General features: G+C 71.0%; 14 protein-coding genes. 7 read left to right on the top strand and 7 right to left on the bottom strand.

The window, feature by feature from the left end; genetic code table 11:
* Positions 1–165 precede the first annotated feature (165 nt).
* A complete protein-coding gene (locus VGR32_RS04370; RefSeq protein WP_327448414.1) occupies positions 166–2004 on the top strand; it encodes a monovalent cation:proton antiporter-2 (CPA2) family protein in 1839 nt (612 codons plus the stop codon).
* Positions 2005–2058: 54 nt separating this feature from the next.
* On the opposite strand, the gene VGR32_RS04365 is transcribed toward VGR32_RS04370, so the two are convergent.
* Positions 2059–2646, bottom strand: a complete 588-nt coding sequence (locus VGR32_RS04365; RefSeq protein WP_327448412.1) for a DUF4168 domain-containing protein — start codon at positions 2644–2646, stop codon at positions 2059–2061.
* 193 nt (positions 2647–2839) lie between these two features.
* Here VGR32_RS04365 and dusA point away from each other — a divergent pair, with 193 nt between their 5' ends.
* Together dusA and VGR32_RS04355 are read left to right on the top strand one after the other, a co-directional pair.
* Positions 2840–3814: a tRNA dihydrouridine(20/20a) synthase DusA gene (dusA, locus tag VGR32_RS04360; protein WP_327448591.1), complete on the top strand. Its 975-nt coding sequence runs from the start codon at positions 2840–2842 to the stop codon at positions 3812–3814.
* Positions 3811–4626 carry a sulfite exporter TauE/SafE family protein gene (locus tag VGR32_RS04355; RefSeq protein WP_327448410.1) on the top strand — a complete coding sequence of 272 codons (816 nt, stop codon included), beginning with the start codon at positions 3811–3813 and terminating at the stop codon, positions 4624–4626. The genes dusA and VGR32_RS04355 overlap by 4 nt, the downstream gene beginning before the upstream one ends.
* Here VGR32_RS04355 and VGR32_RS04350 read toward each other — a convergent pair.
* Together VGR32_RS04350 and VGR32_RS04345 are read right to left on the bottom strand one after the other, a co-directional pair.
* Positions 4623–5162: a TIGR02281 family clan AA aspartic protease gene (locus VGR32_RS04350; RefSeq protein WP_327448408.1), complete on the bottom strand. Its 540-nt coding sequence runs from the start codon at positions 5160–5162 to the stop codon at positions 4623–4625. The genes VGR32_RS04355 and VGR32_RS04350 overlap by 4 nt on opposite strands.
* Before the next feature lie 83 nt (positions 5163–5245).
* Positions 5246–5434: a DUF1289 domain-containing protein gene (locus VGR32_RS04345; RefSeq protein WP_327448406.1), complete on the bottom strand. Its 189-nt coding sequence runs from the start codon at positions 5432–5434 to the stop codon at positions 5246–5248.
* A 149-nt stretch (positions 5435–5583) separates the two neighbouring features.
* Between VGR32_RS04345 and VGR32_RS04340 the strand changes: the two genes are divergently transcribed.
* The gene (locus tag VGR32_RS04340; protein WP_327448404.1) at positions 5584–5724 is read left to right on the top strand and encodes a hypothetical protein; all 141 of its coding nucleotides are present in this window, start codon (positions 5584–5586) and stop codon (positions 5722–5724) included.
* Between the two features lie 47 nt (positions 5725–5771).
* Here VGR32_RS04340 and VGR32_RS04335 read toward each other — a convergent pair whose 3' ends face one another.
* A complete protein-coding gene (locus tag VGR32_RS04335) occupies positions 5772–6089 on the bottom strand; it encodes a multidrug efflux SMR transporter (RefSeq protein WP_327448402.1) in 318 nt (105 codons plus the stop codon).
* A 126-nt stretch (positions 6090–6215) separates the two neighbouring features.
* Here VGR32_RS04335 and VGR32_RS04330 point away from each other — a divergent pair, with 126 nt between their 5' ends.
* The 3 genes from VGR32_RS04330 to VGR32_RS04320 all read left to right on the top strand — a co-directional run bounded on the left by VGR32_RS04330 (position 6216) and on the right by VGR32_RS04320 (position 9688).
* Positions 6216–7016 carry a crotonase/enoyl-CoA hydratase family protein gene (locus VGR32_RS04330; protein ID WP_327448400.1) on the top strand — a complete coding sequence of 267 codons (801 nt, stop codon included), beginning with the start codon at positions 6216–6218 and terminating at the stop codon, positions 7014–7016.
* Between the two features lie 30 nt (positions 7017–7046).
* Positions 7047–8153, top strand: coding sequence for an AraC family transcriptional regulator (locus tag VGR32_RS04325; RefSeq protein ID WP_327448398.1), 1107 nt, complete (start codon positions 7047–7049; stop codon positions 8151–8153).
* An 80-nt stretch (positions 8154–8233) separates the two neighbouring features.
* A complete protein-coding gene (locus tag VGR32_RS04320; protein ID WP_327448396.1) occupies positions 8234–9688 on the top strand; it encodes a S41 family peptidase in 1455 nt (484 codons plus the stop codon).
* Between the two features lies 1 nt (position 9689).
* Here VGR32_RS04320 and VGR32_RS04315 read toward each other — a convergent pair whose 3' ends face one another.
* Genes VGR32_RS04315 through VGR32_RS04305 form a run of 3 tightly spaced genes read right to left on the bottom strand, consistent with a single transcriptional unit; the run spans position 9690 to position 12644 of the window.
* Complete coding sequence (locus tag VGR32_RS04315; RefSeq protein WP_327448394.1) at positions 9690–10697, bottom strand: efflux RND transporter periplasmic adaptor subunit; 1008 nt, start codon at positions 10695–10697, stop codon at positions 9690–9692.
* A gap of 19 nt (positions 10698–10716) precedes the next feature.
* On the bottom strand, positions 10717–11469 hold the full coding sequence (locus VGR32_RS04310) for an ABC transporter ATP-binding protein (RefSeq protein ID WP_327448589.1): 753 nt from the start codon (positions 11467–11469) through the stop codon (positions 10717–10719).
* Positions 11469–12644, bottom strand: coding sequence for an ABC transporter permease (locus VGR32_RS04305; RefSeq protein WP_327448392.1), 1176 nt, complete (start codon positions 12642–12644; stop codon positions 11469–11471). The genes VGR32_RS04310 and VGR32_RS04305 overlap by 1 nt, the downstream gene beginning before the upstream one ends.
* Between the last annotated feature and the right edge of the window lie 28 nt (positions 12645–12672).

Raw genomic sequence — 12672 nt, 5'->3', positions numbered from 1 at the left:
ATGCGGGGCGGGCGCGTCCGAATCCCTGCGCGAACAGGGCGATGCGACGGGCGGTCCTGAGGCTTAGCGTGTCCACGCCCCCGCTTAGCATGTCCTGACCGCCCGAAACTGGCGTCAGCGCGGCGGGCGCCCTACCTGTCGGTCAAGCTTTGGGGGATCGACGACATGGCGGCGGAAGCGGGCGGCGGGCTGGAACTGGGTCATGCGGTGGCGCTGCTGGCGACCGCGGTCGTGGCCGTGCCGCTGTTCCGTCGGCTGGGGCTGGGTTCGGTGCTGGGCTACCTCGCGGCCGGCCTGCTGGTCGGGCCGTGGGGCATCGGCCTGGTCCGCGAGCCGGAGGCCGTCCTGCACGTCGCCGAACTGGGCGTGGTGATGTTCCTGTTCATCATCGGCCTTGAGATGCGGCCCGCCCGGCTGTGGAGCCTGAGGAAGGACATCTTCGGTCTTGGCGCGGCGCAGGTCGGAGCGGCGGGTCTTCTGCTGACGCTGACGGGAATGGCGGGCGGGCTGAGCGCGCCCGTGGCCTTCGTGGCGGCGATGGGCTTCGTCCTGTCGTCGACCGCCGTCATCATGCAGATGCTGGACGAGCGCGGCGAGCTGGGCACGCCCTTGGGTCAGCGGGCGGTGTCGATCCTGCTTCTGGAAGACCTGGCCATCGTGCCGCTGCTGGCGATCGTCGCCGTGCTGGGCGGGGTCCTGGGAACGGCGGGCGAAGCCGCCCCGCCGTTGTGGCGCACCGTCGGACTGGCGATCGGCGCGATCGCGGTCGTCTTCCTGGCCGGGCGCTTCCTGATGAACCCGCTGTTCCGTGTGCTGGCGCAGTACGGCGGCCGCGAGGTGATGACCTTCGCCGCCCTGCTGGTGGCGGTCGGCGCGGCCTGGCTGATGGGCGAAGGCGGGCTGTCGATGGCCATGGGCGCCTTCCTTGCCGGCGTGCTGCTGTCGGAATCGACCTTCCGTCACCAGCTGGAGGCGGACGTGGAGCCGTTCCGCGCCATCCTGCTGGGCCTGTTCTTCCTGAGCGTCGGCATGAGCCTGGATCTCGGGGTCGTGCTGGCCGACTGGCAGGTGATCGTCGGTGGAGTGATCGCCTTCATGGCGGTGAAGGCCGTCGCCATCTACGCCGTCGCCCGACTGTTCCGGGCCACCGAGCGCGAGGCGGTCGAGCGCGCCGTCCTGTTCGCCCAGGGCGGCGAGTTCGCCTTCGTCCTGTTCGCCGCCGCGGGCATGGCCGGCATCTTCGACGCCCGCATCTCCGCCTCCATGACGGCGATCGTCATCCTGTCGATGGTGCTGACGCCGCTGACCACCATGGTGGTCGGGCGCTTCATGCCCGCGGAGACGCTGTCGCCGGAGGACGCCGAGGGCGTGGAGAAGGCGCGAGACCTTCGGGAGCGGGTCCTCGTCGTGGGCTTCGGCCGCTTCGCCCAGGTCGTCTGTCAGTCGTTGCTGGCGCGCGACGTCGACGTGTCGATCATCGACAACGACGTCGAGATGATCCAGGTCGCCGGCAACTTCGGCTTCAAGGTCTATTACGGCGACGGCACCCGGCTGGACGTGCTGCGGGCCTCGGGCGTGGACAAGGCCGAGGCGGTGCTGGTGTGCGTCGACAAGCCGGAGCAGGCCGACCGCATCGTCGAACTGGTGAAGTCGGAATTCCCGCTCACCAAGCTGTTCGTTCGCGCCTTCGACCGCGGCCATTCGATTCGCCTGATCCAGGCGGGCGTCGACTACCAGATCCGCGAGACCTTCGAGAGCGCCCTGGTCTTCGGCCATGAGGTGCTGGTCGATCTCGGCTTCGACCCGGTGGAGGCCGACGAAACGATCGACGAGGTCCGTTGGCGCGATCGCGAGCGCCTGACGCTGCAGCTCGCGGGAGGACTGACCGCGGGCCGCCACATGATGCGGGGCAACATGCCGACCCCGCAGCCGGAGCCCTACATGAAGCCGAAACGCGAGGGCCGGCTGCTGAACGAGGACGAGGTCGAGAAGGCCGAGTCCTGACCGGCAAATGGAAAGGGGCCGCAGAAGCGACCCCTTTCGTCGGCGTCGGGAGTGTCAGCGCCCGGCGCGGGCGTCGGCCAGCGCCACGCGGGCGCGCAGGCGGGGCTCGGCCGAGGCCGCGCCGCTGATCTCGTTGAAGCGCTCCAGCGACAGGCCCGAGGCTGAGACGATGCCGGCCATCTCGGCCTGCTGCGCCTCGTTGGGGGCCGCGCCGTTCAGCGACTGAGCGATGGGCGTCAGCTTCGCCATGGCGGCGGCGTAGGCTTCGACTTCCTGATCGGTGACGCCGGCGTCGACCGTGCCGGCCGGGGCCTGGGCCACCAGCACGCGGGCGCCGGTGACGCGGTCGGCGCGGGCCGCCGTCGAGATGGCGTTGAAGCGGTCGGGCGTCAGGCCGGCGGCCTCGATGGCCGCGACCATCTGGGCCTGCTGTTCGGCCGACGGCGCGGCGCCGGCCAGCGACTGGGCGATCGGCGCGATCTTCGCCATGGCGGCGGCGAAGCCCTGGATTTCGGCGTCGGTGAAGTCGCCGGCCTGAGCGGCGGCGCCGGCCGGTTCACCGGCGGTCGTCGCCTCCTGCGCCAGGGCCGGGGCGGCCGAAAGGGTCAGGGCGGAGACGGCGACGAGGAAAGCGATGCGCATGAACTGTCCTTGAGTGGGGGGAGGCCTCGACGCCGATCGGCGCCGGGTGTCGTCACGAGCATAGGCGCCCCTGCGATCCGCTTGCAACTTGGGCGGGACGGCGCCGGGAATGGGGCGCGTCGCGCCGCGCGGGGATTTCGTGTAGGAGGCCGCCGTCATGACGCCTCCCGCGCACAGACTGTCCGTCGCGCCGATGATGGACTGGACCGACCGGCACTGCCGCGCGTTTCATCGCGCGCTGACGAGGCGCGCCCTGCTGTACACGGAGATGGTGACGGCCGAGGCGGTGCGGCACGGCGACCGCGAGCGTCTGCTGGGGTTCGACGCGGCGGAGCATCCGGTGGCGCTGCAGCTGGGCGGCTCGGACCCGGCGAAGCTGGCGCAGGCGGCGCGGATCGGCGCGGACATGGGCTACGACGAGATCAATCTGAACGTGGGCTGCCCCTCGGATCGGGTGCAGTCCGGCCGTTTCGGCGCGTGTCTGATGCGCGAGCCGGCGCTGGTCGCCGACTGCATGGCGGCGATGGGCGCGGCCGTCGACGTGCCCGTCACGGTCAAGTGCCGGATCGGCGTGGACGATCAGGAGCCGGAGGTCGCCCTGTTCGCGCTGGTGGACGCCTGCGCCGAGGCCGGCGTCCGCAGCTTCACCGTGCATGCGCGCAAGGCATGGCTGCAGGGCCTCTCGCCGAAGGAGAACCGCGACGTGCCGCCGCTCGACTACGGGCTGGTGCGGCGGCTCAAGGCGGAGCGGCCGGACCTGACCATCTGCCTGAACGGCGGGGTGCCGTCGCTGGACGACGCGCTGGAGCATCTGGCGCCCGGCGGCGACGGGGTGACGCTGGACGGCGTCATGCTGGGTCGCGCCGCCTATCACGAACCGGCGTTGCTGGGCTCGGTCGACCGCGAGGTCTTCGGCGAGACAGGGGCGGAGGTCGATCCGTTCGCGGCGGTGGAGACGCACAAGTCCTACCTGTCCGCGCGGCTGGCCGACGGCGTGCCGCTGGCGGCCATGACCCGGCACATGCTGGGCGTGATGCACGGCCGGCCGGGCGCCCGCGCCTTCCGCCGCATCCTGACCGTCGAGGCGATCCGGCCCGGCGCGGGTCTGGAGGTCGTCGACCGGGCGCTGAACGCCGTGCGCGAGGCCGAGGCAAGGCGCGCGGCGTGAGCGTCGCGGAGGGGGCCGCGCTGATCGCCGCCCTGCTGGGCGCCGGCGTGTTCGCCGGGATGATCGCCGGCCTGTTCGGCGTGGGCGGCGGCACGGTGATCGTGCCCGTCCTGTTCTGGGCCTTCGAGATCCTGGGCGTCGGCGGCGAGAGCAATCTGCATGTCGCGGTCGGATCCAGCCTGCTGAGCATCGTCATCACCAGCTGGCGCTCGCTGGCGGCTCACCGGCGGCACGGCGCCGTCGACGAGGTGGTTCTGAAGGCCTGGACGCCTTGGGTCGGGGCCGGGGCGCTGATCGGCGCAGCGATCGCGGGACTGGCGTCGATGGAGGGTCTGGCGATCGTCTACGGCCTGGGGCTGGGCGCCGTCGCCCTGCAGCTGGCCCTGACGCCCGAGGGCTTCCGCCTGCGGCCAGACCTCCCGACGGGATGGGCGCGGCGGCTGGTGGGCGCGGGCATCGGCGGGCTGTCGGCCATGATGGGCATCGGCGGCGGCAGCTTCGGAGGGCTGATGATGACCCTGTGCGGCCGACCGATCCATCAGGCGGTGGCGACGGCGTCCGGCTTCGGCATGGCCATCGGCGCGGCGGCGACCGTGGGCTTTGTGGTCTTCGGCTGGGGGGCGGAAGGCCGGCCGCCGCTGTCGCTCGGGTGGGTCAACGTGCCCGCCGCCCTGATCATGGGCACGGTGACCGGACTGGTCGCGCCGTGGGGCGCGCGGCTGGCGCACAGCCTCCCGAAGCGGACGCTGAGGCTGTCGTTCGCGATCTATCTGCTGATCGCGGCCGGCGCGGTGGTCGTCAAAGCCCTCTAGGGCCGCAGGGTCAGGGCGTCGGCCGAGGCCTCGAAGCCCGACAGGCGCCCCAGCCAGCTCATGCCCAGAAGCGAATGCGGCAGGCCGTTCTCGACGACGACGGCGTCCACGTCGGCCACGCGCACGGCGCCGACCGACAGCGAGGGAAGCCGCACGCGCGCGGCGCGGGCAGGACCGGCCGCGGTGCGGATCTCGTCTGAAAAGTCGGCGGGAGACAGGTCCAGTCCGAGGCGGTGCGCGTCCTCGGGCGTCAGGGCGACCACCGTGGCGCCGGTGTCGACCATCAGGTGAACGGCGCGGCCGTCGACCATGGCGTCGGCCCACCAGTGACCGTCGGGCCCGCGCAGGATCTGCGTCGCGCCGCCTCCGGCCGCGTCGCGGGGCCAGTCCTGCTGGACGACCACCGGCACGGCGGCGTGCGCGGGAGAAACGGCCTCCAGCTGATTCAGCCACCACGCGGCGGTGAAGGCCGAGCCCGCCGCCATGACCGCCGCCGCCAGATTGGAACCGCCCAGTCGCATGCACGCCTCGCTCACGCGTCCGCTTCTGCGGACCGGATCCTTCTAGAGGCGGCGGGTGAGAACGCGGTGAAGGGACGTGGCTGACGAAAGGTTGACGCTCAGAACGGCGTCTCGCGCGACGGCAGGTCGGCCATGATCGCCGCGCGCTCCGCGTCCGAAAAGCGGGACCACTGCGCGATCTCCGGCAGGGTGCGCTTGCAGCCGAGACAAAGTCCGGACGTCGGCTCGACGATGCAGACCTGCACGCAGGGCGTCGGGATCGACCGCGGCGAGATGGACGGTTTCACGAAATATGCTCCGAAACCGGACGAAAAAGCTGGACAGGCGGCCATGCGTGTCCCCATATGGAACCGTGACGCGAAACGACTGAGAGGGTGAGAATCCCTGAGAGCACGCCGCGTCTCTTTTCCTCGTTCCGTGAAAGGAGACGCCAAAAATGAACGAAGAACGCAGAAACCTGCAACACGCCATGACCTCGTTCGCCTACTTCGGCGGACTGCTGGTCGATCCGGCCCCGAGACCGCGGCGCGCGCCGTTGTTCTCCCTCAAGGGCCTGCTCGGGTCGAAGACCCGCTAAGCGCACCCTTCGGCGTGAAGTGAACCCCGGCCCCAGGCCGGGGTTGTTCATTTGGACGACAGCTTCATCAGCACGATGCCGGCCACGATCAGCAAGGCCGCGGCGACCCGCATCGGTCCGACCTGCTCGTTCAGCACCGCGGCGCCGACCACGAAGGCGCCGACGGCGCCGATCCCGGTCCAGACCATGTAGGCCGTGCCCAGCGGCAGGGACTTCATCGACAGCGACAGCAGGCCGAAGCTCAGCCCCATGAAAACCAGCGTGCCGATCGACGGCCACAGCTGGGTGAAGCCGTCCGACCTTTTCATCAGATAGGCCCAGACCACTTCCAGCAGTCCGGCGACGACGAGATACATCCAGGCCACGAGGCGTTCTCCCTTGGGAAACGCCGGGCCGTCCCGGACTTGAAACCCGCGCGCGGGCGGGGGAGGACGTGGCCTCGCTTGGCGCGCTCCATATCGGAGGCGGGGGCGCGGGTTCAAGGGGCGACCATGACCGATCTGATCCAGCGGCGGCGGGACGGCCACGTCGAAATCTGGACGCTGGACAGGGCGGACCGGCTGAACGCCATGCCGGACCTTCAGGACGGTGAAGCCTTCGCCGCGGCCTGCGAGGCGGTGAACGCCGACATGGGCGTGCGCTGCGTGGTGCTGACGGGATCGGGCCGGGCGTTTTCCGCCGGCGGCGACCTGAGGGCGATGAAGGACAGGCGCGACCTGTTCGCCGGCTCGGGCGCCGAGATCCGCGAACGGTATCGCCGCGTCGTCCATCGGATCGTGCGATCGTTGTACGGGCTCGAAGTTCCGCTCGTCACCGCGATCAACGGACCGGCCATGGGACTGGGCTGCGACGTCGCGGGGCTGGGCGACGTGAAGATCGCCAGCGCCCACGCGGTGTTCGGCGTCCCCTTCCTGAAGCTGGGGATCGTGCCCGGCGACGGCGGGGCGTGGCTGATGCCGCGCCACGTCGGCTATGCGCGCGCCGCCGAACTGCTGTTCACGGGTCGATCCATCGACGCGGAAACGGCCGAGCGCTGGGGCCTGGTCAACCGCGTCGTCCCGCACGACCGCCTTATGGTCGAGGCGATGGACACGGCCGGGCAGATCGCCGCCCAGGCGCCGCACGCCCTGCGGATGGCCAAGGCGCTGCTGCGGCAGGGCCGCGACGTCACCTTCGACCAGATGCTGGAAATGACCGCGGCCATGCAGGCGCTGGCGCACCTGACCGACGATCATGCGGAGGGCGCGTCGGCCGCCCTGGACAAGCGAACGCCCGGGTTCGAGGGGCGCTGACAGCGGCCGCGCTTCGGCTAAGCTGACGTGATGCTGGAGGGACTGGTCTTCGGATGGCGGACGGCCGTGCTCGTCACCGCGACGGCGGTCGTGCTGCCGGTGGCTCTGGGCCTCTGGTTCAGCTTTCATGACCGCCGGGCCGCGCGCACCCTGGCCGCCCTTCTCGTGGTGCTGGTCGGCGTCTTCACCCCGTGGACCATCGGCTTCGCCGGGTTCTACGACCGCTGGCCGTGGCTGACGTTCCTGCCCGTCGCCAACGCCCTGTGGGCGGCGCCGCTGCTGTGGCTGTACGCCTGCGCGCTGACGACCGGCGGGTGGCCGGCCAGATGGTGGGTCCACCTTCTGCCCGGCGCGGCGCAGTTCGTCTGGCAGGCGGCCGCCTTCATCCTGCCCCTGTCCCTCAAGGGCCGCTGGTCCGACCTGACGAGCCCGGTGTCGGAATTGGTCGTCGCGGTGGGGCTGGCCGTCGGCTTCATCGGCTATGGCTGGGCGACCGCGCGGGTGCTGAGCCGACATCGGCGACGGCTGGCCCGGTCGCGAAGCGACGACGCGGGGTTCGCCGCCGGCTGGCTGGACCGCGTGACCGTGGCCGGCGCCGCGCTGGGCGTGTTCTGGGTGACGTACGAGACCTGGGACGCGGTGCGGCCGCTGGGGTATCGCGGGCTGATGGGCCTGTACCTCGGCGTCGCCGCGATGGCCGTCTATCTGGCCGTCGAAGGCTGGCGCCAGACGCGGACGCCTTGGCCGCGCCCCGAGGTCGACGCGCCCGATGCGGGAGCCCCGGCCCGGGACTGGCGCGCGCAGGGGCGGGTCTGGGCCGAGCGCGTCCGGGCGGAGGGCTGGCACCGGCAGCCGGACCTGACGCTCTCCGGCCTGGCCCGGAAGCTGGGCACCAACGCCGGCTATCTGTCGCGCGCCGTCAATGAGGGGCTGGGCGTCAACTTCTCGACTTTCGTCAACGACCTGCGCAGCGACGAGGTGGCGGAACGTCTTCTCGCCGGATCGGACGAGGGCGTGCTGGATCTGGCGCTGGAGGCGGGCTTCGCGTCCAAGGCCAGCTTCAACCGGGCGTTTCTGGCGCGCCACGGCGTCACGCCGCGCCAGATGCGCGCGCGGGCGCGACGTCCCGAATCCTGAGTTTTCGACCTTCTGCCGTGATCTGGGACGACCCCGCGCCTCCGGCGTGGCGACGTGACCGCCTGAAGCAGGAGGCGACGATGACCCTTCCCCTCTCGAGACGAACGATGCTGGCGGGCGCCGCGGCGGCGGCGCTCGCTCCGTCCATGGCCATCGCGGCGCCCGAAGACCTGCCCGCCGGCGCCCTGGTCGAGGACGTGCGGGCGCTGCGCCGCGTGTACGAGACGCTGCATCCCGGCCTGCTGCGCTACCTGACCCCACCGGAAGCGGCGACGGCCTTCGAACGGCTGGAAGCCGAGGCGGCGGACGTGCGGTCGCTGGAGGCCGCCTATGTGACGCTGTCCCGGTTTCTGGGGCGGGTCCGCTGCGGCCACACCTATGCGAATTTCTATAATCAGACGCGCGCGGTGCAGGCCCGGCTGTTCGACAGGCCGGACCGGCTGCCGTTCCACTTCCTGTGGCTGGGCGACCGCATGGTGGTGACGGCGGATCCGACGGGGACGGGCATCGCGCCCGGCAGCGAGGTCGTGCGCCTGAACGGCCGGCCGGCGGGCGAGGTGCTGGCCGGTCTGATGTCCGTCGCGCGGGCGGACGGCGGCGCCGACGGCAAGCGGCGCCGGCTGATGTCGGTGCAGGCCACCGACGGCTACGAGAGCTTCGACGTCTTCCACTCCCTGCTGTTCGGGGCGCGCAGCCGGCATACGCTGGAGGTGGTCGGCCCCGACGGGCGGACCCGGTCGGCGAGCGTCGACGGCCTCTCGCTCGAGGCCAGACGGGCGCAGCGCAAGGTGACTGAGCCCGACGGCGACCAGCCGATCTGGACCCTGGAGCGGCTGGGCGACGCTGCGGTGCTGACCATGGGCGACTGGGGCCTGTACGACAGCGGCTGGGACTGGCGCGGCTGGCTGGACCGGCAGATGGACCAGCTGGTCGCGGACGGCGTGCCCCGGCTGATCGTCGACGTCCGGGCCAACGAGGGCGGCATCGACTGCGGCGACGTGCTGGCGGCGCGTCTCACGGACCGGACCCTGAGACCCGCGCCCGTCCGCCGGCTGGTGCGGTATCGCCGCGTGCCGGACGATCTGAAGCCGATGCTGGACACCTGGGACCGCAGCTTCGACGACTGGGGGGACGCGGCCGTGCTGTTCGACGACCGCTACTTCAGCCTCGAGCGAGGCGCGGAAGTGGACGGTGAGATCGTGCCCAAGGGGCCGCGGTACCAGGGCGCGGTGTCGGTGCTGGTGGGACCGCAGAACAGTTCGGCCACCTTCAACTTCGCCCAGATGATCCAGCGCGAGGGGCTGGGCCGTCTGGTCGGAGAGACGACCGGCGGCAACCGGCGCGGCATAAACGGCGGGGCCTTCTACTTCGTGCGGCTGCCGGCCACGGGACTGGAGGTCGACCTGCCCCTGATCGGGCAGTTCCCGCCGGAACCGCAACCCGATGCCGGCGTGGAGCCGGACGTCTTCGCGCCGCAGACCTCAGAGGCCATCGCCGCGGGTCGCGACGCGGCGTTGGAGGCGGCGCTGGCCTAGGTCAGCCCGCCTTCTTCATCGCCCGGTCGGGGCCGACCCCGACGACCGCCGGACGGGCGGCGCCGGCGGTCTGGCCGGGCTTCATGAACTTGACCAGCACACGCTGGCCGATCAGCAGCGGCGCCTCGTCATAGGCGACCACGACCTCGACGACGCGCTCGTCGGAGCGTTGCGACGGGTCGTCCGACGCCAGCTTGCGGGCCCCGAACACGGCCGCGCGACGCAGGACGCGGCCGACGTAGACCTTGGACGGGTCGCCCTCGGGGCTGATCTCGACCTGTTGGCCGACGATGATGTTGGGAATGTCGCTCTCGACGATCTCGGCGCGCACGATGCGCGGCGCGTCGGGCTCGAGGTCGAACATGGTCGAGACGTTCAGGGTCGAGGCGCCCGCGCCCGGATTGGCGTAGCGGCGCACGATGCGGCCGCTCATCGGCGCCCGGATCACCGTCAGCTCCAGATTGTAGGCGGCCTCGGCCAGCCGGGCGCGGGCGGTCTGGATCGAGGCGTTCTGGCTTTGCATGCGCGCCTCGGCCGAGGCCACCGCATCGCGGGCCTGATCGATCCGCTGGGCGGCGACGAAGTTGGAATCGACCAGGGCCGAGAGACGCTCAAGCTCGCGCCGCGCGGTCGACAGCTCGACCCGGATCTGGGCCAGCTGGCTTTCGGCCTGGGCCACCTCGGCGGCGGCGCGGCTGTAGGCCAGACGGGCCTCGTCGTCCTCCTGACGGGCCAGGATCTGGCCGGCGACGACGCGGTCGCCCTCCTGCACGTAGACGGCCCGCACGATGCCGCCGCGGCGGGCCGCGATCTGCACGATGCCGCCCTCGACGTCCGCCTTGCCGTTGGCGACGGCGGCGTAGGGGCTCTCCGGCGCCTCGGCCGCGGCCTTGTCGTCGGCCGCCTTCTTCGCCGCGCCCTGCGCCTGCATGAACATGAAGCCCACGATCAGCAGCACGATGATCGCGAGCCCGATCCAGGTGCGCTTCTTCTTCAGGAAACCGGGCATGGCCATGGTCTTTCGCGGCTCAGTGATGCGACGCCAGAACGGCGTTCGGGTCAGGGACGTGACGACGGTCGTCGATGATGACGCCGTCCTCGATCTTGATGATGCGATCGGCCCAGGCCTCGAGGCGCGGGTCGTGGGTGACGCAGATGACGGCGGCGCCGTGCTCGGAAGCCGCCCGGCGGAGCAGCCGGATGACGACCTGACCGTTCTCGCCGTCCAGGGCCGAGGTCGGCTCGTCGGCGAACAGGATCTTGGGATCCTTGGCCAGGGCGCGGGCGATGGCGACGCGCTGCTTCTCGCCGCCGGACAGGGACGAGGGACGCATGTGCAGGCGCGGGCCCAGGCCCACCTCCTCGAGCGCGGCCTTCGCCCGCTTCTTCGCGTCGCCGTCGGACAGGCCCTGGAACTTCAGCACGGTCTCGACCTGCTGCAGGGCCGTCAGCGCCGGGAACAGGTTGAAGCCCTGGAAGATGAAGCCGCAGTGATCCAGGCGGAACTTGTCGATGCGGCCGGACGACAGCTTCCACAGGTCGTCGACGTCCAGCACGTCGACGCGCCCCTCCTCCGGCTTGAGGAGGCCGGAAAGGGCGGCGATCAGGGTCGACTTGCCCGAACCCGACGGCCCCATGACCATGGTCAGGTCGCCGTGGCGGGCGTCGAAGTCCACGCCCTTCAGCACCTCGATGAAGGTGCGGCCGGTCTTGAACCGCTTGCGCAGCCCCCTGGCCTCGATGGCGAAGTCGCCGTGCTTGCCGTGAACCTTGGTCGTCATCATCGCAGCAGGTCCGCCGGCTGGCTGTTCTTGAGCACGCCCAGCGACAGGAAGCCGGACATCATGGCGATGAAGATCAGGCCGCCGCCGACGACGATCAGCATGGCCGGGGTGATGGAGATGATGACGGCTCCGGCCATGGCGAGCAGGGACACCAGCCACGTCAGGCCCGCCGCGGCGATGACGCCCACGATGCCGACCCAGAAGCTGAGCTCCATGATGATGCGGCGCAATGACCCCATGCCGACGCCCAGCGCCCGCAGTGAGGCGAACTCCTTGATGTTGGCCATGATGGCGCCGCGCAGCGTCTGCCAGGTGATGGCCACTCCGATGATGGTGCCCAGCACCACGCACCCGCCGATGATGACGACGAGGATTCCCTCCTCGAACATCGACGCCTCGTTGGCCTGGGCCAGCTCGCTGCGGGTCCAGGCGCGGTACTGACCGGCCCCCATTTCGTTGAGCTGGGCCGCGACGATCTCGGCCCGGGCCGGATCCCGGACCTTCACCATCAGCGGGCCGACCCGCAGACTGGAATCGTTGGGACCGCCGATCATGCGCAGGGTGTCGCGCGACATCACCACCGTGGCGACCATCATGTTGGGGTAGCCGCGCGTCACGCCCACGACGGTGACGGTGTTGCCGTTCAGAAGGGCCTTGTCGCCGAGCTTCACGCCCAGCCGCCGGAGCGCGGTCTCGTCGATGGCGACCGTGTACGGCTGGCGCAGGGCGTTCACCAGTTCGTCGGAATAGTCGGTCGGAATCGTCACGGCGCCGGGCGCGGTGTCGACCACGCTGATCTGGACCTGCTCCTGCCGCGGCGCGCCGCGCTTGGCGCGCTGGGCCGCGGACTCGGTCGGATCGTATTCCTTGATGCTCTGGAACTGGCCGCCCCAACCGGACAGGGCGCGGACCTGGACGACCTCGGGATGACGGTAGACCAGCGGAATGAAGCGACGGGGCACGCCGGAAGGGCCGTTGCCGAGCGCCTTCGCTCCGGGGGCCAGCACCATCACGTCGGCGCCGGCGCGGTCGATCTGGGCGGTGAAGCCGCGGCCGATGCCGATGAACAGGCCCGTCATGGCCATGACCAGCAGGCCGGACAGCGCCAGCGCCATCACGGCGGCCATGTAGCGGCGCCACTCATAGAGCAGCGTTGCGAGCGCGAGCGACATTCGACGCGAGTTCCCCTGACAGTGTTCC

The sequence above is a fragment of the Brevundimonas sp. genome, assembly GCF_035935935.1.
GTDB lineage: Bacteria > Pseudomonadota > Alphaproteobacteria > Caulobacterales > Caulobacteraceae > Brevundimonas.
The sequence above is the reverse complement of the archived record's forward strand: the minus strand, read 5'-3'. Positions and strand labels throughout refer to the sequence as shown.

What these genes read in the sequence shown, in the direction of transcription:
- VGR32_RS04305 (WP_327448392.1), bottom strand. Translation starts at nt 12,644, where the DNA reads ATGTCGCTCGCGCTCGCAACGCTGCTCTATGAGTGGCGCCGCTACATG.
- VGR32_RS04365 (WP_327448412.1), bottom strand. Translation starts at nt 2,646, where the DNA reads ATGCGCATCGCTTTCCTCGTCGCCGTCTCCGCCCTGACCCTTTCGGCC.
- VGR32_RS04330 (WP_327448400.1), top strand. Translation starts at nt 6,216, where the DNA reads ATGACCGATCTGATCCAGCGGCGGCGGGACGGCCACGTCGAAATCTGG.
- VGR32_RS04370 (WP_327448414.1), top strand. Translation starts at nt 166, where the DNA reads ATGGCGGCGGAAGCGGGCGGCGGGCTGGAACTGGGTCATGCGGTGGCG.
- dusA (WP_327448591.1), top strand. Translation starts at nt 2,840, where the DNA reads ATGATGGACTGGACCGACCGGCACTGCCGCGCGTTTCATCGCGCGCTG.
- VGR32_RS04325 (WP_327448398.1), top strand. Translation starts at nt 7,047, where the DNA reads ATGCTGGAGGGACTGGTCTTCGGATGGCGGACGGCCGTGCTCGTCACC.
- VGR32_RS04340 (WP_327448404.1), top strand. Translation starts at nt 5,584, where the DNA reads ATGAACGAAGAACGCAGAAACCTGCAACACGCCATGACCTCGTTCGCC.
- VGR32_RS04310 (WP_327448589.1), bottom strand. Translation starts at nt 11,469, where the DNA reads ATGACGACCAAGGTTCACGGCAAGCACGGCGACTTCGCCATCGAGGCC.
- VGR32_RS04320 (WP_327448396.1), top strand. Translation starts at nt 8,234, where the DNA reads ATGACCCTTCCCCTCTCGAGACGAACGATGCTGGCGGGCGCCGCGGCG.
- VGR32_RS04315 (WP_327448394.1), bottom strand. Translation starts at nt 10,697, where the DNA reads ATGCCCGGTTTCCTGAAGAAGAAGCGCACCTGGATCGGGCTCGCGATC.